This is a genomic window from Sphingopyxis yananensis, from assembly GCF_020687785.1.
GTDB classification, from domain to species: Bacteria; Pseudomonadota; Alphaproteobacteria; order Sphingomonadales; family Sphingomonadaceae; genus Sphingopyxis; species Sphingopyxis yananensis.
Map to the genome: position 1 here is coordinate 494,287 of NZ_JAJEWI010000010.1, position 17,547 is coordinate 511,833.

Below are 17,547 nucleotides of genomic sequence, written 5' to 3' on the forward strand. Positions count from 1 at the left end.
AAGAAGCAATCGATACGAATGACCCGCCTCGGCTATGGTGCCTCACGAAGTGCCATGAATGAAGCCAATGCAAGATTAAATGGAAAGCCAGTTCATCATGAGTTCCATGTCCCCCAACTTCCGTAAGATCTTCGCTATATTGGGCGGTGTTGCGGCTGTTTCGCTTGTGGCGGGTTGCGCCAAGAAAAATGATATCGACGTGTCCTCAGGCGTGGGTATCACATCGGTTCGCAATGCCTGTCCGGCGGTGGCGGTTCCATTATATACAGGTGACATCAGCCTGTTTGACCCTGCAAACAGCGAAGCGGCTTCGGCGTTGGATGTTGTGGCGTCGATTACCAATGTGACACCGCAATGTGATGATACGGGCGATGACGTCTATCAATTGGCGACATTTGACGTGCAAGCGACGCGGCGCGATGCAGGGCCTGCACGGACCGTTAGCCTTCCTTATTTCTCCACCGTCGTTCAAGGCGGCAATGTCGTGGTTGCCAAGCGGCTTGGCACTGTAAACGTCACTTTCGCGGCCGGAAGCCTGCGCGGTACGGGACGAGGTCAGGCGTCAGCCTATGTAGACCGCGCGGCCGCAACCTTGCCTGCGGACATTCAGGAACGGATTACGCGCCGCCGCAAAGTGGGCGACGAAGATGCTGCGATTGACCCATTGAGCATCCCCGAAGTGCGTACGGCGGTGCAGCGCGCCAGTTTTGAACTGTTGGTTGGTTTCCAACTGACCGACGAACAGCTTCGTTATAACGTGCGTCGATAAACGCATATGGGCTGGGACCAGCCGCATTGTTTTGCCCCGCTGTGCCGGAAAATGGCATTGCGGGGCTTTTCGTGCCTTGAAAGCTGGGTTAGGGCGCGTTCAGTTCTTTTTTCATAGATGTTAGGCCAAATTTCGTGACCCTGTTCAGTCGTTTCGCAAATCATATCAACGCCGCGCTAGATGCGCTTGTTGCGCGCGGCGAGCTTGCCGCAGATCTGTCGCGAACGGCCATCAGTGTCGAACCGCCGCGTGACGCCAGCCACGGCGACATTGCGACCAATGCGGCGATGGTGCTCGCCAAACCCGCGAAAACCAATCCGCGCGCCTTGGCGGAATTGTTGGTGGCCGAACTTGCTAAGCTGGACGAAGTGGAAGAAGCGAGCGTCGCTGGTCCCGGCTTTATCAATATGCGTGTGGCCGACGAAAGCTGGCGTCAGGAATTGGCGCTGATCCATGCGCAAGCCCAAGATTATGGACGTTCGGCGGCTGGGAAAGGCATTCGTGTCAACGTCGAATATGTATCGGCCAACCCCACGGGGCCGATGCATGTCGGGCACTGCCGCGGCGCGGTTGTGGGTGATGCGCTGGCCGCTTTGTTGGAATTTGCCGGCCATGATGTCGTTCGCGAATATTATGTCAACGACGCGGGCGCGCAGGTGGATGTGTTGGCGCGTTCTGCCCATGTTCGTTACCGCCAAGCCTTGGGCGAAGATGTGGGCGAAATTCCCGAAGGTCTGTATCCCGGCGACTATCTGAAACCAGTGGGCCAAGCCTTGGCGGCGGAATATGGTGACCAATTTGTCGGTCAGCCAGAAAGCGCATGGTTGCTGACCTTCCGCAGCTTTGCTGTGGAGAAAATGCTGGAATTGATCCGCAGCGATCTGGCCAAGCTAGGCATCCACCACGATATTTTCTCGTCAGAAGCGGAACTGCAAGCGGCTGGCAAGCCTGCCGCGGCTGAAGCATGGCTGCGGGAACAGGGCTTGGTGTATGACGGTGTGCTGGAAGCGCCAAAGGGTGAAACCCCAGATGATTGGGAACCCGTGGAACTGCCGCTGTTTCGGTCGACCCAATTTGGCGATGATCAAGACCGTCCGATTAAGAAATCGGATGGCAGTTGGACCTATTTTGGTGCCGACTTGGCCTATCATTATCAAAAGGCACAGTCTGCGGACGAGTTGATCGATATTTGGGGCGCGGACCATGCGGGAACCGTCAAGCGGATTAAGGCGGCGGTAGCGGCGCTGACCGATGGTAAAACGCGTTTTGACGTGAAGCTGGTTCAGATGGTGCGTCTGTTGAAAAATGGCGAGCCGTTCAAAATGTCCAAGCGAGCTGGTAACTTCGTTACCTTGGCTGATGTGGTGGATGAAGTGGGCAAAGACGCCGTCCGCTTTACCATGCTGACCCGCAAAGCCGATGCCCAGATGGATTTTGACTTTGCCAAAGTCATTGAAGCATCGCGCGACAACCCCGTATTTTATGTTCAATATGCCCATGCGCGTATTGCGTCGCTGAAGCGCCGCGTAGCGGATGCAGGGATTGTTCTGGTTGATCCGGCACCATCGCGCCTGAGCGACGATGAATTGCCGTTGATCAAGCTGATGGCGCAATTCCCACGTATCGTGGATGCCGCCGCTTCGGCGCGCGAACCGCATCGCATCGCTTTCTATTTGGGCGACATTGCTGCCGCGTTCCACGCATGGTGGAATATGGGCAATGACAAACCCGAAGCCCGTGTTGTCCGCGCCGATGACCCAGAGTTGACGGCCACACGTTTGTATCTGGCCGATGCTATTGGACAAATCATTCGCAATGGTATGGCCTTGATGGGTGTCACCGCGCTTGAGGAGATGAACTGATGATCCAGGATCGGGATGGGGGGCTTGGCTTGGATGATGAAGAACGTTTGCCGTGGCTAGAGCCGGTCGACGACTTTGATGATGATGGTCAGGCTTCTCCCGCCCGATTGCTGGCGATTGTGATTGGCGGCTTGGTCTTGATTGGCGCTGTTTTGGGCGGCTTGTGGTGGTATCAAAATGGCGGACCGCGCGGCGATGGCGAATTGATTTTGGCCGAAGCGGGCGAATATAAGACCGCCCCAACCAATGATCGCGCCAAGGTGTTTGAAGGCGAAGGCGATGTCGCCTTTGCCGCTAGCGAGGGGGTGTTGCCTGCTGGCACGGTGGACCCCAATCGCTTGCCCGAAGAACCGGCTGTTACCCCCGAAGAACGGGCTGCGGCTGCCGCTGCGGCGCAAAAGGCCGCAGAAGAAAAAGCGGCCGCCGAAAAATTGGCTCGCGACCAACTGGTTAAGGATAAGGCTGCGAAGGATGCTGCTGCCAAGGCCAATGCTGCAAAGGCGGCATTGGCAGAGAAGCGTCAAGCCGAACGGGCTGCAACGCCAACGCCAGCACCAACGCCCGCTGCGGCACCGTCGCATAGCGGGACGGTTCAATTGGGTGCGTTTTCCAGCGAGGCAGCGGCAAACAAGGCTTGGGCTACTTTATCCAAGCGGTTCAGCTATTTGGAGCAACATGGGCGCAGCATTGCCCCTGCCAAGGTCGGTGACCGGACCGTTTATCGCTTGCGGGTCGGCGCGGGCAGCGTAAGCAATGCCGAGGCCTTGTGCCAAAAACTGCGGGTTGCGGGCGAGGGCTGTGTGATCGTTCGCTGATTTTCATCATTTCGGCGCAGGGCGATTGTCGATGCGCTGAAATGTGGCATGTATATGGTCTTGCCGTTCACGAGGGGAGCGGCCCCTTGGAGCCTGAGTTGATGATGACCCCCGCTATATTTGGCCTGTCGGGCCACAGCGTGACGGCTGATGAAATGGCTTTTTTTCGGGAAAGCCGCCCCGCCGGATATATTTTATTTGGTCGCAATATCGAAAGTCGGGACCAGCTACGGGCGTTGACGGACAGTTTGCGCTCCTTGGATGGCCGCGAGGACCTGCCGATCTTGATTGACCAAGAAGGTGGCCGTGTCGCACGGATGAAGGGGCCGATTTGGCCTGAATTTCCATGCGGTCAGACATTTGACGTGCTATATGAAAGGGCCCCCGCCAGCGCGATTGAGGCGGCCCGCCTAAACGCCATGGCACTGGCCGCGATGTTGTCGGATGTCGGCATCAATGTGGATTGCCTGCCTTTGCTGGACGTCCGGCAACCGGGGGCGAGCGATGTGATTGGCGATCGCGCGCTGGGCAGCGAACCGATGCGTGTGGCGGCATTGGGCCGTGCGATGTTGGCGGGGCTGCAAGCTGGCGGTGTGTTGGGCGTTGTCAAACATATACCCGGCCATGGCCGCGCCCAGTTTGATAGCCATAAGCAATTGTCCCGCGTGGCCGTGGTTGATCAGGAATTGCAAACCGACTTGGCACCCTTTGCCGCACTGCGCGATGCGGCGATGGCGATGACTTGTCATGTGATTTTTGAGGCTTGGGACCGCGAACTTCCTGCGACATTATCACCGGTCATCATCAACGAAATTATCCGTGAGCGGATCGGCTTTCATGGTCTGTTGATGACGGATGACATTGATATGAAGGCGCTGTCCGGCAGTATCGCGGATCTTTCGCAGCAAGCCATCGCGGCGGGTTGCGATGTGGTGCTGAATTGCTGGGGAAAAATGGACGACATGTTCGCCATTGCGAACAGCGTCGGCCCCATGACCGACCAAGCCCGTGGGCGCTTAGAAAATGCGATGCAGCGAATTAGCGGCGAGCGTGATGAGCGTAGCATGGCGGTCTTGCTGGAACAGCGGGACGCCTTGTTGGCCATGGCTTGATGGATTTGGGGGGCATTGAACCGCCTGTTCGACAGCCCGCCGGCATGACCATCATTTAATCGCGATATGGATGCCAGCGTTGCTTTTTATATGAAAATTGGCGGAAAATAGGCGTTCAAGCTACCTTCGCTTATCCGGCCTTGGAACAAGGCTTACATTCGCCGTTCTAAGGTTTAAGAGAAACTGGTAAAATACCAAGAAGATGCCTAAATGAGCCGTTCAAGGAGAAGAATTTATGGGTAGCTTCAGTATTTGGCACTGGCTGGTCGTCGGCATTCTTGTGTTGTTGTTGTTCGGCAAGGGCCGCTTTTCGGACATGATGGGTGATGTCGCAAAGGGTTTGAAGAGCTTTAAAAAGGGCATGGCGGACGATGAAGATGATGTGGTGAAGCCGCGTCATATCGAAGGTGTCCGTTCACCAGAAACCCCAGCACAACAGCCGCAGAACAACGAAAATAAGACCCTGTAAACCAGCACTTATGCGGGATAGGCACATAGATGTTTGATATTGCGCCCACCGAATTTTTGCTGGTGGTGGTGGTGGCCTTGGTTGTCATCGGCCCAAAAGATCTGCCCAAGGCCATGCGTTTTGTTGGCAAATGGATGGGCAAGGCCCGCGCGATGGCGCGCCATTTCCGCGCGGGCATGGACACGATGATGCGCGAAGCGGAATTGGAAGAGCTAGAGAAGCAGTGGAAGGCGCAGAATGAAGAGATTATGCGCCAATTTCCAAGCGCTACAGATGTGGGTACTGACACATCAGCCAGCAAGCCAAGCGCACAAGGCGGCTCTGGGGCCGTCGATGATGGCGATCCTATGGCAAATGGAACGTCGGTCCAAAGCGACTTTGATGCAGCTAGTCAAAGCCCAAATCCGATGGAATCCAGCGGGAATGCGGGCCCACATCCTGACGCTGAAACCCATATTGTGCCCCCGCGCAGCAGTGAATTGCCATGACAGATCAAAGTGACGACGAACTGGGCGGGAAAATGCCGTTGCTCGATCATTTGATCGAGCTACGCTCGCGTCTGCTAAAATCTTTGTTGGCGATTGGCGTCGCATTTGGTGTCTGCTTATATTTCGCGAAAGAAATTTTCGCTGTGCTGGTTCAGCCGTTGGTCGCGGCAGGCCAAGGGAAACTGGTTTATACCCAATTGTTTGAAGCATTTTTTGTCGAAATCAAGGTGGCCTTATTTGCGGCGATGATGCTGGCCTTTCCGATTTTGGCGATACAATTGTGGCGTTTCGTCGCGCCCGGATTGTTTAAGCAGGAAAAGCGTGCCCTGTTGCCATTTTTGCTGGCAACGCCAGTGCTCTTTGGGATTGGGGCCAGCTTTGCCTATTTCATAACCATCCCCATTGCGTTGAAATTTCTGTTGGGATTTCAAGGCGAAGTTGGCGGGGTTACGCAAGAGGCGTTGCCGAGTGTCGGCAATTATCTTAGCTTCACAATGCAATTTATCATGGCGTTTGGCATCGCATTTTTATTGCCAATTTTGATCATGCTGATTGAACGCGCCGGCATAGTTACCCGAGAACAATTGGTCGGAGCGCGGCGCTATATGATCGTCGGCGCATTTGTCATTGCGGCGGTATGCACGCCGCCGGATGTGCTGAGCCAATTGTTGTTGGCGGTGCCTTTGTGCATCTTATATGAGCTCACATTGTTCGCCATTTGGTTTACACGGCGCAAGGCTGGCAAGGGGACCACGGATTTGGATGTGCTACCCCAAGACTGAGCCGCTTTGATAACAAGCAACATGAAACAAAACAGGCGCCAGACGGCGCCTGTTTTGTTTCATGTTGCTTGTTATCCGTTCGCTCTGGTCGGTTAATTGATAACCTCTTCGGCTTTGTTGCCAACGGATTCAATGTCGCGGCCAGCGCCTTTTACCGTGTTGCAGCCAGAAACGACCACACAGGCCAACAGCGATAACATGATGATACGGGTCTTCGACATAAGATCCTCCCAACAAAAACTCACATAGATGCAAAGATGGCCCGGCACGTTTCGAGGGGGGGGGGGAGGGATACGCACCGGGCCAATATTGCTGAGCAGCGCTGCGGGGGGGCGATATTCGCTGCTCATAGGGGAAACCCATGGACATGGCAGGAGTTCCCACAAAATCTATTTTGATCGAAATAATAATGAAGGCAGTTGGTATTGCTTATCAATCTGCCCATTCATTAACCCATGGTGGTGATACCGCTGGCGACGGCCAGCCCCAGCAAGGCAAAAAAGCCCATGGAATCGGTTATCATGGTCACGAAAATGGAACTGGCTACGGCGGGGTCTTGATCCAGTCGATCAAGGAGCAGCGGAACGCCAACCCCCGCCAATCCGGCGATAAAAACATTGGTGACCATGGCAACCCCGATGACAGCGCCCAGCATCGGGTCGTGGAACCACAGGGCGGCGATCGTTCCGCTGATGATGGCGACTGTTGTGCCGTTCATCAAAGCGAGGCGCATTTCGCGGGCAATGGCCCGCCAATTGTTCGAATCTGTGAGCTGGTTCATGGCAAGCGCGCGAACCGTTACCGCCAAAGTTTGCATGGCCGCATTGCCGCCAATGGTCGCAACAATGGGCATCAGAACCGCCAAGGCAACCATTTGTTCGATTGCGCCTTCGAACAGGGCAACGATGCTGGATGCGACCAAGGCCGTGCCCAAATTGGCGATCAGCCAGCGGACGCGCGAGCGATAGGTTTCCCGCAGCGGTTCGTTAATGTCGCCGTCGCCAGCACCGGACAGGCGCAAAATATCTTCGCCCGCCTCTTCTTGGATGATATGCACAACGTCATCGACGGTGATCATGCCGACCAAACGGCCCGCTTGATCGACGACGGCGGCGGAAATCAGCGCATATTTTTGGAAGCGAAGCGCGACTTCTTCTTGATCCATATCGACGGGGATCAAGGTTTGCTCGCGCTTCATGACCTCGCCCATGGTAACATGGCGCTGGGTGCGCAAAATCCAACTGAGTTGGCACGTGCCAATCGGGTGGTGCAGGGGGTCTACGACAAAAATTTCCCAAAAATCTAGGGAGGCGTCATCGTCTTCGCGCAGACGGTCGATTACGTCGCCAACCGTGACATGTTCGGGAACCGCCACATATTCCCGCTGCATCAATCGGCCAGCGGTTTTTTCGGGATAGGATAGAGCGTCTTCGATGGCCGCGCGGTCGCGCGGTTCCATCGCACGCAGCACCGCCTGCTGGTCGGCAATTTCCAAATCTTCGATCAACGCGACGGCGTCGTCAGTATCCAGTTCCGATGCGATTTCAGCGACCTGTGATGGGTCCAACAAATCCATCAATCGTTCGCGAACGTGATCGTTCAATTCCGCGATGACGTCGGCGGTCAACAATTCGCCCATGACGCGGGCGAGCAAAGGTTGCTCATCATCCGCTACCAACTCGATCAAGTCGGCCATGTCAGCAGGGTGCAAGTGCGCAACACGGGCACGCACGGCTTCATAGTCGCCAGCGTCAACCAATTGCATGACATCGCGCACAAATTCGGGTTTCAGCCGGTCATCTTCGTCCAGCTCATTGGTCTGCGACCAGCGAGGCTCGGCGTCATCGCGCTGATGTTCGTCCAAAGGATCTGGCTTGCGTTCGGGTTCGGGGGAGATACTTTCGCGGCTATCCATCGCGTGTTTCTCCTGTCCTAGTCAAAATCAAATTCTTGCGGGCAATGGCTTCCCACTAAATGCAGAGCCTTCGCTTGGCAACGCTTCCTTGGCACCGTTGAGCAAATAATGGGTAGCATAATGACACAGCGCCGCTATGGCTCGCTCCAAGTTTTTTTAAGGAGCATCAGATGTCTGAACAGACCCTTACCCTGACGTTGTCGACCGGCGACGTTGTCATCCGCCTGCGCCCTGATCTGGCGCCGCAGCATGTTGAGCGTATTTCGACGCTGGCGAAAGAAGGCTTTTATGACGGTGTGATCTTCCACCGCGTCATCGACGGTTTCATGGCGCAGGGCGGCGACCCGACGGGCACTGGCATGGGCGGCAGCAAGCTGCCCGACCTGCCTGCGGAATTCAACGCCCAGCCGCACGTTCGCGGCGTTTGCTCGATGGCCCGTGCGCAGAACCCGAACAGCGCGAACAGCCAGTTCTTCATTTGCTTCACCGACGCTCGTTTCTTGGACAAGCAATATACGGTGTGGGGCGAAGTGACTGAAGGCATGGAAAATGTTGACGCGCTGCCCAAGGGTGAGCCGCCCCGCGAACCGGGCAAGATCGTCAAGGCGACGGTTTCCGAAGCCTGATCTTCAAGGCCTAAAAAATGCCCCGGACCGTTGGCTCGGGGCATTTTTGATTCTGAATAGCTGTATTAATCTTCGATAAAGCCGTTGAGGCGGGCGCAGGCGTTAATCCAATCCTCTTTGAAGGCTTGCACAACTTGTCCCGCGCCCAGTGCCTCGTTCATCAGGCCGACGCCTTGGCCGACCCAATAGGTCGCGAGGGCTTTTGCGCCTTCATGGCCTGTTTGGGACAGTTTATCGATTTGGCGCAGTGCGGGTTCGCTGATCAATGACTGCATCGGCATGGGTAGCGGAGACGGGGCACCTTGGCCTTCCCACGCATCGGTCCATGTGGAGCGCAATTGGCGCGACGGCTTGCCGGTGCGGCTGCGCGAACGAACAGTGTCCTTGGCGGATGCGGCCAACATTTTCTCTTTGACGATGGGATTGGTTTCGGCCTCGGCAGTGGTCAGCCAGACGGAACCTGTCCATGCGCCATGTGCGCCCATCGCCATGGCGGCGGCCATTTGGCGTCCTGTTACAATGCCGCCTGCGGCCAAAATGGGGGTGTTGTCCCCAATGGCATCCAGCGCGGCGGCCACTTCGGGGACCAGCACCATGGTCGCGACGTCGCCGCAGTGTCCGCCTGCTTCGCCGCCCGCGACCACCAAAATGTCCACGCCAGCGCGGACTTGGGACAAGGCATGGTCTTTGGTGCCGACCAAGGCCGCGACGGGCACCTGATGTTGACGGCCCAAGTCCAGCATGATTTGCGGCGGAATGCCAAGGGCGTTGGCGATCAGGCTTATGGGATGGCGAAAGGCCACTTCGAGCAATTTTGCAGCGCCATCATCATGCATATTGTCGCCAAAGCTTTGGCGCTGGGCCATGGCACCGCCATAAACATCGGTATGAATGTCGTGACGGGCCATGATGTCTGTTGCAAAATCGCGGTGGGTCGCGGGCAATTCAACGGGGGCGTGATCAATATCTTCGCCTTTGCCCTGAAACTTGTTCGGCACGATTAAGTCGACGCCGTAAGGTCTGCCGCCGATATGCGCGTCAATCCACGAAAGCTCTTCCTCCAATTGTTCGGGGGAGCAGGCGGCCGCACCAAAAACCCCCATGCCGCCTGCTTTTGATACAGCCACCACCACGTCGCGGCAGTGAGTGAAGGCGATCAACGGGAATTCGATGCCAAGCATGGACGTAATAGGCGACTTCATAATTTCTCTCTCCCTTATCTTTTGTGGCGATAACATACGTAGTTTACGTAAACGTCAAGTTGATTTGCTGGGCGTCATGATTATCGGTCAGAACATGACCCATGTTTTGCAAATCGATTTTGATATCGACTCGTTCGTCCGTGCGACTTTGGCCGAAGATTTGGGCAGTGGCGGGGATATTACGTCTTTGTCTGTCATTCCGGCTGACGCGCGGTTTGACGGGGTGATGCAAAGCCGTGATGCTATCACCGTCGCTGGCCTGCCGATCGCAGAGGCTTTTTTCCGTGCGCTAGACTCCAATATGACCATCGAGATTTTGGTGGAAGAAGGGACGGCTGTGCCCGCCGGTTCTGAGCTGATGCGCTTGTCAGGCGCGGCGCGGGCCATGCTGACGGCAGAGCGTTCGGCGTTGAACACCGTACAGCATCTGTCCGGTGTGGCGACATTGGCGCGAACCTATGTCGATGCCATTGCCGGAACGGGCGCAACTTTGCTGGACACCCGTAAAACCATTCCCGGCCTGCGGCAGTTGGAGAAATATGCAACGCGTATGGGCGGGGCGACCAATCATCGCATGGGCTTGTGGGATGCGGCGATGATCAAGGATAATCATGTCGCGGTGGCTGGATCGGTGGAGGCGGCGGTTGGCCGCGCTGTGGCTGCTAAGATCGAAAATATTATCGTCGAGGTCGATCATATCGACCAGATCACGCCTGCATTGAATGCAGGGGCGACGCATTTATTGTGTGATAATATGAACAATGATCAACTGCATGAAGCGGTGGCCTTGGTCGGCGGCCGTGTTCCCGTCGAAGCATCCGGCGGGGTGCGATTGGACAGCATTCGGGCGATTGCCGAAACAGGGGTGAATTTCATCTCAGTTGGGCGGTTAACCCAGTCAGCCCCCGCAGCAGATATTGGGCTGGACTTTGCGGTGGCCTAACCATTGTTTGGCGGGCATCGCGCCGCTGTTGTTGCTGGTCACGCCGATAACGGCGATAGCCCAGCAAAGCAGCGCGTGCCGCTTGCCAGACCCCATGCCAGTGCCGCGCCCTGTGCCGATCCCGCGGGGCGAGGCGGTGCAGAGGCAGAGTGACGGTGGCTATTTGTTGGCGCTGAGTTGGTCGCCCCAATATTGCGCTAGCGTGCGGGACCCCGCATCGGCGCAAAATAAAGATCAATGTGCAGCGCCGCGTGCCAGCGGGTTTTGGGATCATATTTTATCGGGCCAGCGCCAACAGCTGGCCAATTTTGGATGGGTGCTACACGGCTTGTGGCCGCAATCCGTCAAGGGCGAAAATCCGCAATGGTGCCGGCCCGTCCAAATTGTGCCCAAGCACGTCTTGCGCCAAAATTTTTGCGTCAGTCCGTCGGTTCATTTGATGCAATATCAATGGGCTAAACATGGTAGCTGTATGAGCATGGCGCCCCAAGCCTATTTCGAGACAGGGGCTCGCTTATTTCGCGCCACAAGGTTTCCCGACATGGTAGCACTGGCGCGTAGCCCGCAAAATAGTGCTAGCATAAGGCGCGCCTTTGCGCGGCAAAATGCTGGGACGTCGGACAATATGTATTCGGTTCATGCGGACCAACAAGGCTGGCTGCGTGAAGTACGTATATGTTTGAACAAAGCCATGCGGCCCAGATCTTGCCCGGTGGGTCAACAAGGGCTGATGGGGCATCGGCGGATCATGATTCGTCCGGCAGGCGCTTAATTATCGGCTGCCGCCACGGCGCTCGCTTTGTTGAGACGGGTCGCGAGATAAGCGGAAACCAGACACATGGCGGCGACGAAAAATAGCGTGTCCGCTATGGTCAGTTTGAGCGCGATCAACACGGCGAGCACCAAAGCCGATGCCACCATGAAAGCGCTGTTGACGATATTGTTGGCGGCTACGGTTCGCGCCGTTTGTGACTTGGGTACGGTCGTCGTCAAAAAGGCATAGAGCGGAACGACAAACATGCCGCCAGCGACCGCAATACCGAATAGGGCGAAGATAATTCTGTCACCTGCTGTCAGGTCGAGGAAGGCTTTCCAATTCATCAACTCGCTGCCCAGATGCGACCAATGGGACACATTCCACCACAGGTCCAGTACGAACAGGGACATGACGATGACGGAAATGGGCGAATATTTCGCTGAGACTTCGCCTCTGAGCAGGCGGTTGACGATGATCGAACCAATGGCCACGCCAACCGAAAATATGCCCGTGAACATGGTCGCGACCGTATTATCGCCGCCCAAGGCATTTTTTACCAAGGGCGGGAACTGCGCCGCCAAAATAGCCCCGATGGCCCAGAAAAAGCTGATGGAGATAATGGCCAGATATAGACGCGGGATTTGCATCGTACCCGCCACCAATTGCCATGACGACCGTATAATATTATAGTCTATTTTCAAATCTTTGGCGTCATCCTCTGGCGGGGCCGGGGGGACATAATTGGCTGTATGTCTACCAATTATGGCGACGATCACAATACCGAACATAGAAATTTCAGCTGGAATTAAGCCGCCTACGATGGTGCCAGCCAAGATCGCAATATAGGTCCCAGCCTCCACCCATCCGGTGCCAACCAAGACTTCATTATCATTCAAATGCTGGGGTAAAATGGCATATTTAATGGGGCCGAAAAAGGAGGAGTGAACCCCCATTAAGAACAGCGCCGTCAGCATGACGACCACATTGTGGGTATAAATGCCAATGGCGCCCACCAGCATAATTCCAATTTCGGCCGATTTTACCCATCGGATAATTTGGCTTTTATCCCCTCGGTCCGCCAATTGGCCAGCCAGCGCAGAAAATAGAAAGTAGGGAAATATGAACAATCCGCCGGCCAAGGCGTTGAACCAAGCCTCATAGGTTGGGTCTTTGTAGATGGTGAAGGTAACCAACACCACCATCGCCATTTTATAAAAATTATCGTTGAAAGCATTGAGGGCTTGTGTCGCAAACAACGGAAGGAAACGGCGTTGGCCCATCAGTGCGAATGTACCAGCCATAAAAATTGTCCCGTCACTGAATGAATTCTGTCGTGCGATCAGCACCGCAAAGCGGTTTCCTATGGGTGACTTATCGGTTAGGGAGGGCATGGTCAAAGCCCAAATTTCTATCCCCGCTTTGTTTTGCTGGAATGCCGGATCATGTTAAGTTTGCCTAATATTTTGACATTGTCTCGAATTTTAGCGGTTCCCATCCTGCTGATTTTGCTGTGGCCGGGGATGTATCAAAATTTGCATCAGCCGCCGCCGCTGAACTATGCGCTCGCATTTGTCTTATATTGTTTGATGGGCATCACCGATTATTTTGACGGCTATGTTGCGCGCTCGCGCGGTGCGGTTTCGCGCTTGGGTATATTTTTAGACCCAATCGCCGACAAAATTATGATCGCAGCGGTTATTTTGTTGCTGGTGTTTACACGTGATGTCGATGGCATTCATGTGGTGGCGGCTTTGGTGATTTTGCTGCGCGAAATCATTGTATCGGGCCTGCGCGAATTTTTGGCGACACTGAGTGTGTCGATGCCCGTCACCAAATTGGCGAAATGGAAGACGACTTTCCAACTCGTGTCATTTGGGGCTTTGATTTTTGCTGGAATTTTTCCGCAAGAATTGTGGATTAAAACTGTGGGGCTGGCCACATTGTGGGCGGCGGCGGTGCTGACGTTAATCACCGGATGGGATTATCTGCGCGTCGGCCTGAAGCATATGGATTGATTTAAGGCGCTCGGCATGGGCGGCGTTGGCCGCCGCCCAATTTTTTCAAGACGCGATCAGCTTTTATAGCGGCGGAAAATATCGGCCAATAAGCGAAACTCTTCGGCGCGGGGGCTGCCTTTGCGCCAAACCAGCGCAATGGTTCGCCAGTCATGGTCTGATGCCAGTGGGCGGGTGTCGATATCGGTATGATCCAAAATCCCAGCCTCTATGGCCATTTGTGGCAGCATGGTAATACCCAAACCATTGTCGACCATTTGTACCAAAGTGTGCAGCGACGTGCCCATCATTCGTGCGCCTGCACGCAATTCTGGGCGGTTGCATGCCGCAAGGGCGTGATCCTTCAGGCAATGCCCGTCCTCCAGCATCAGCATTTGGCCTGGGTCAATTTGGCTGGCACTGACCATTGCGGGTAAATCATCGGATTGCTCGCCGGGAAAGGCCACGAACAGGGCGTCGTTGAACAATTCCTCTGTTTCCACGTCCCCGCAAGCAAAGGGCAGGGCGAGAAGGACACAGTCCACAGCGCCGTGATGCAGCGATTCGCAGGCCTGGGCACTCACTTCTTCGCGCAGGAATAATTTTAACGAAGGGCGTTCTTGGCGCAGGCGCGGCAATAGACCGGGCAGCAAAAAGGGCGCGATGGTGGGTATGACGCTCATCCGCAATTCGCCGACGAGAGGCGCAGCGGCAGCGGCGGCCATATCCGCCAGTTCCTCTGCCTCGCGCAGGACACGATGTGCTTTTTCGACAATCGCATTGCCTAGCGTTGTGAAGCGCACCACGCGGCGCGTTCGTTCGACCAATGTCTGACCGAGCAGGGTTTCCAATTCACGGATACCCGCAGAGAGCGTGGATTGCGTAACATTGCAAGCATCGGCGGCGCGGCCAAAATGACTATGTTCGTGTAACGCAACCAAATATTGCATTTGCTTTAAGGAAGGCAGGTAATTGTGCATCGAACATATATAGATATGAATGGTAAAAATTAAAACTATCGTGTTGCGGAACGATAGGAAGTCCGTCGCGGGATAGTGGTCGGATAGGGATGTATTTGCATCAGAACGGCTGCATGATAGCTTGAACGGCGTTTCTCGGGGGAGGGATTATGGATAAAGCTCGATTTTCGGGGCCGCGCTTTCTTGGCGGGGCCATGGCGGGCATTTTGATGCTGATCGGCGGGATGTTTTTGTGGCAGGGGCACAGCCAAGGCGTGAGCGAGGTGGCGATACCCAAACCACCGCCGCCCTTGCCATTGATCCCAGAATCTGGACCGGATGCTCCGCGTCGGGGTGCCCCGCCACCAGAATTGCCCACCGCCAAACAGGAAAGTAAGGAAGCCAAGCGTTTCAATCGCTATGATCGTGACCGCAATGACCGCATCAGCCGCGTCGAAATGATGTCCACGCGCAGTGCTGCTTTTCGCAAACTAGACAAAAATGGGGACAATCTTTTGTCATTTGAGGAATGGGCCGCCGCGACCAGTGACAAATTCGCCAAGGCCGATGTGGACCAATCGGGTGACTTAAGCCGCGCCGAATTTGCGACCACAGCGCCCAAAGCCGCCGCCAAGCCCCGCTGCGCTTGTTAACGGCTCAGCGGGGGTGGTGATGGTGGCGATCTCAGTTTGTTTTTATTGAATTTTCATTCATCCAGACAGCGAGCGACTGGCCGGCACGCTGTGTATAGCCCAGCTTGCGGTCTTTTTTGCGAACGCCATCCGCCAATGGTGGGAATAGACCGAAGTTGACGTTCATCGGCTGATAGCTATCCGCATCTGCGCCGCCGGTGATATGGCCCAATAGCGCCCCCAAAGCGGTGTCGGATGGCGGCGGTGGCAGGGTTTTTCCGCCCAGTTCCGCAGCCGCGAAACGCGCGGCGATCAGGCCGATGGCTGCGCTTTCGACATAGCCTTCGCAGCCCGTAATCTGGCCAGCAAAACGGATGTGCGGGCTGGTTTTTAGGCGCAACTGTGGGTCGAGCAGATCGGGCGAGCGAATAAAACTATTGCGATGCAGGCCGCCGAGGCGAGCGAATTCGGCTTTTTCCAAGGCTGGAATGGTGCGGAACAGGCGGACTTGTTCGGCATGTTTTAACTTGGTTTGAAAGCCGACCATATTCCACAAGGTGCCAAGGTCATTATCTTGGCGTAGTTGAACGACAGCATAGGGCCAGCGGCCCGTGCGCGGATTGTCCAGTCCCACACCCTTCATGGGGCCAAAGCGCAATGTTTCAATACCCCGTTCGGCCATCACTTCGATAGGCATACAGCCTTCAAAATAGGGTGTTTCTTTTTCCCAATCCTTAAAGTCGGTTTTTTCGCCGTCCAGCAGCCCTTGAACGAAGGTATAATATTGATCCTTGTCCATTGGGCAGTTGATATAGTCTTTGCCATCGCCGATAGGGCCGACTTTGTCCCACCGGCTGGCTTTCCATGCGATGTCCATATCGATGGTGTCGCGGTACACAATCGGTGCGATTGCGTCGAAGAAGGTTAGGCTGTCTTTTCCTGTGGCGTCGCCAATACTGTGCGCCAAGCTTTCTGCGGTCAGGGGGCCTGTGGCGACAATGGTCATGCCATCGGACGGCAGTTGATCAATGCGTTCGCGCACAATTTCGATATTGGGATGTTCCATTAGGCGGCGCGTGACGCCGTCGGAAAAAAGGTCGCGGTCCACCGCCAGCGCTGACCCAGCAGGAAGCTTGTGTTGATCGGCGACGTTCATAATCAGGGAGTTCAGCGCGCGCATTTCGCGGTGAAGCAAACCGACGGCATTGCTGTCACCATCGTCGCTGCGAAAGCTGTTGGAACATACCATTTCCGCCAAGCCGTCACTTTGGTGGGCTGGAGTCATGTCGCCGCCGCCACGCATTTCTGAAAGGCGCACCCGAATGCCAGCTTCGGCCAATTGCCATGCTGCCTCGGAACCGGCCAAGCCGCCGCCGATGATATGAACCTGATGCTGTGACATGATGCTATCCATTGACTTTACGAGTTTCTGCTCTGACCATGCGACGGTCATTAAAATATTTGTTCTGCCTGTGGCACGCTGGGGCAAAGAAGCAAAGTTTTTGATGCTGGGGGGCCGTGATGATGACAAAAAAATGGGATCGGGCGCCTTGGGCGTGGATGCTGGCGCTGCTTGGGGGCATCAGCTATTTATATGTCGTCGCGACGGGCATCGACGGGTTGTTGGTGTCCGTTTGGAAAACGTCGGGGGTGGCTTTTCTGGCTCTTTGGGCTTTTTTCAATGCACGGATCAGCGCCCATCAATGGATCGCGGCAGTTTTGGCTTTTGGTGCCGCAGGGGACTTTTTGTTGGCCGAATTTGGCTTGGTGGTGGGGGGCACGACCTTCGCCATTGGGCATATCATTGCCATCCGATCCTATTGGCTCAATCGTCGCCCAGAATGGACGCCGTCCCAGCGCTTGTTGATATATAGTGTTACACCCTTGGCGCTGATCATTGCATGGCAATTGGCCCGCCAATCGGAGCCGGGGCTGTTGGGAGCGGCGCTCGCTTATACATTCATCGTGGCGATGATGAGCGCGGCTGCATGGGCGAGCCGCTTCCCCCGCTATCGCACTGGATTGGGAGCCATGATGTTCTTGCTGAGTGATTTGTCCATTTTTGCAGGGGCAGGTGGCATGATGGACCAGTCGGTTTCTGCATTATTTGTCTGGCCGCTATATTTTGCGGGGCAGGCGTTGATCGCTTGGGGGGTGGTGTTGACCTTATCGAACGAGGCCATATGGTCGTCAAAGCAAATGCAGGTTTAATGTCCCGCATT

The 17,547-nt window shown here is 55.5% G+C and carries 19 protein-coding genes; 13 read left to right on the plus strand and 6 right to left on the minus strand.

From position 1 onward, the window contains the following. Positions 1 to 106 precede the first annotated feature (106 nt). From LKO31_RS13805 to tatC, 7 genes are all read left to right on the plus strand, one after another. The gene (locus LKO31_RS13805) at positions 107 to 769 is read left to right on the plus strand and encodes a hypothetical protein (protein WP_227691264.1); all 663 of its coding nucleotides are present in this window, start codon (positions 107 to 109) and stop codon (positions 767 to 769) included. A gap of 134 nt (positions 770 to 903) precedes the next feature. After that, a complete protein-coding gene (gene argS / locus LKO31_RS13810; protein ID WP_227691120.1) occupies positions 904 to 2,631 on the plus strand; it encodes an arginine--tRNA ligase in 1,728 nt (575 codons plus the stop codon). Further along, a complete protein-coding gene (locus LKO31_RS13815; RefSeq protein WP_227691121.1) occupies positions 2,631 to 3,446 on the plus strand; it encodes an SPOR domain-containing protein in 816 nt (271 codons plus the stop codon). The genes argS and LKO31_RS13815 overlap by 1 nt, the downstream gene beginning before the upstream one ends. Before the next feature lie 104 nt (positions 3,447 to 3,550). Then, the gene (nagZ, locus tag LKO31_RS13820; RefSeq protein ID WP_227691265.1) at positions 3,551 to 4,558 is read left to right on the plus strand and encodes a beta-N-acetylhexosaminidase; all 1,008 of its coding nucleotides are present in this window, start codon (positions 3,551 to 3,553) and stop codon (positions 4,556 to 4,558) included. Between the two features lie 235 nt (positions 4,559 to 4,793). Continuing rightward, positions 4,794 to 5,027 carry a twin-arginine translocase TatA/TatE family subunit gene (locus LKO31_RS13825; protein WP_227691122.1) on the plus strand — a complete coding sequence of 78 codons (234 nt, stop codon included), beginning with the start codon at positions 4,794 to 4,796 and terminating at the stop codon, positions 5,025 to 5,027. A 29-nt stretch (positions 5,028 to 5,056) separates the two neighbouring features. Next, a complete protein-coding gene (tatB, locus tag LKO31_RS13830; RefSeq protein WP_227691123.1) occupies positions 5,057 to 5,515 on the plus strand; it encodes a Sec-independent protein translocase protein TatB in 459 nt (152 codons plus the stop codon). Continuing rightward, complete coding sequence (tatC, locus tag LKO31_RS13835; RefSeq protein ID WP_227691124.1) at positions 5,512 to 6,297, plus strand: twin-arginine translocase subunit TatC; 786 nt, start codon at positions 5,512 to 5,514, stop codon at positions 6,295 to 6,297. Before tatB ends, tatC begins: the two co-directional genes overlap by 4 nt. A 92-nt stretch (positions 6,298 to 6,389) precedes the next feature. Here the strand turns inward: tatC and LKO31_RS13840 are convergent, their stop codons facing one another. Together LKO31_RS13840 and mgtE are read right to left on the minus strand one after the other, a co-directional pair. Beyond that, positions 6,390 to 6,518, minus strand: a complete 129-nt coding sequence (locus LKO31_RS13840) for an entericidin A/B family lipoprotein (protein WP_227691125.1) — start codon at positions 6,516 to 6,518, stop codon at positions 6,390 to 6,392. A 227-nt stretch (positions 6,519 to 6,745) separates the two neighbouring features. After that, positions 6,746 to 8,212, minus strand: coding sequence for a magnesium transporter (gene mgtE, locus LKO31_RS13845; RefSeq protein ID WP_227691126.1), 1,467 nt, complete (start codon positions 8,210 to 8,212; stop codon positions 6,746 to 6,748). 170 nt (positions 8,213 to 8,382) lie between these two features. Between mgtE and LKO31_RS13850 the strand changes: the two genes are divergently transcribed. Next, the gene (locus LKO31_RS13850) at positions 8,383 to 8,838 is read left to right on the plus strand and encodes a peptidylprolyl isomerase (RefSeq protein WP_227691127.1); all 456 of its coding nucleotides are present in this window, start codon (positions 8,383 to 8,385) and stop codon (positions 8,836 to 8,838) included. A gap of 65 nt (positions 8,839 to 8,903) precedes the next feature. Here the strand turns inward: LKO31_RS13850 and LKO31_RS13855 are convergent, their stop codons facing one another. Continuing rightward, positions 8,904 to 10,040 (minus strand): nitronate monooxygenase, encoded by a 1,137-nt coding sequence (locus LKO31_RS13855; RefSeq protein WP_227691128.1) that lies wholly within the window; start codon positions 10,038 to 10,040, stop codon positions 8,904 to 8,906. A gap of 94 nt (positions 10,041 to 10,134) precedes the next feature. On the opposite strand from LKO31_RS13855, the gene nadC reads away from it, so the two are divergent. Together nadC and LKO31_RS13865 are read left to right on the plus strand one after the other, a co-directional pair. Beyond that, entirely contained in the window at positions 10,135 to 10,983 is an 849-nt protein-coding gene (gene nadC, locus LKO31_RS13860; RefSeq protein WP_227691129.1) for a carboxylating nicotinate-nucleotide diphosphorylase, read from the plus strand. Further along, positions 10,970 to 11,755 carry a ribonuclease T2 family protein gene (locus tag LKO31_RS13865; RefSeq protein WP_227691130.1) on the plus strand — a complete coding sequence of 262 codons (786 nt, stop codon included), beginning with the start codon at positions 10,970 to 10,972 and terminating at the stop codon, positions 11,753 to 11,755. Before nadC ends, LKO31_RS13865 begins: the two co-directional genes overlap by 14 nt. On the opposite strand, the gene LKO31_RS13870 is transcribed toward LKO31_RS13865, so the two are convergent. Further along, complete coding sequence (locus LKO31_RS13870; RefSeq protein WP_227691131.1) at positions 11,752 to 13,041, minus strand: MFS transporter; 1,290 nt, start codon at positions 13,039 to 13,041, stop codon at positions 11,752 to 11,754. The two genes, LKO31_RS13865 and LKO31_RS13870, sit on opposite strands and share 4 nt — an antisense overlap. 141 nt (positions 13,042 to 13,182) lie before the next feature. Between LKO31_RS13870 and pgsA the strand changes: the two genes are divergently transcribed. Continuing rightward, the gene (gene pgsA, locus LKO31_RS13875) at positions 13,183 to 13,755 is read left to right on the plus strand and encodes a CDP-diacylglycerol--glycerol-3-phosphate 3-phosphatidyltransferase (protein WP_227691132.1); all 573 of its coding nucleotides are present in this window, start codon (positions 13,183 to 13,185) and stop codon (positions 13,753 to 13,755) included. Positions 13,756 to 13,811: 56 nt separating this feature from the next. Here pgsA and LKO31_RS13880 read toward each other — a convergent pair whose 3' ends face one another. After that, positions 13,812 to 14,714, minus strand: a complete 903-nt coding sequence (locus LKO31_RS13880) for a hydrogen peroxide-inducible genes activator (protein WP_227691133.1) — start codon at positions 14,712 to 14,714, stop codon at positions 13,812 to 13,814. A 149-nt stretch (positions 14,715 to 14,863) separates the two neighbouring features. Between LKO31_RS13880 and LKO31_RS13885 the strand changes: the two genes are divergently transcribed. Next, positions 14,864 to 15,346 (plus strand): EF-hand domain-containing protein, encoded by a 483-nt coding sequence (locus tag LKO31_RS13885; protein WP_227691134.1) that lies wholly within the window; start codon positions 14,864 to 14,866, stop codon positions 15,344 to 15,346. A gap of 31 nt (positions 15,347 to 15,377) precedes the next feature. Here LKO31_RS13885 and trmFO read toward each other — a convergent pair whose 3' ends face one another. Then, complete coding sequence (gene trmFO / locus LKO31_RS13890; RefSeq protein ID WP_227691135.1) at positions 15,378 to 16,727, minus strand: methylenetetrahydrofolate--tRNA-(uracil(54)-C(5))-methyltransferase (FADH(2)-oxidizing) TrmFO; 1,350 nt, start codon at positions 16,725 to 16,727, stop codon at positions 15,378 to 15,380. Between the two features lie 119 nt (positions 16,728 to 16,846). Here trmFO and LKO31_RS13895 point away from each other — a divergent pair, with 119 nt between their 5' ends. Next, entirely contained in the window at positions 16,847 to 17,536 is a 690-nt protein-coding gene (locus tag LKO31_RS13895; RefSeq protein WP_227691136.1) for a lysoplasmalogenase family protein, read from the plus strand. Positions 17,537 to 17,547: the final 11 nt, after the last annotated feature.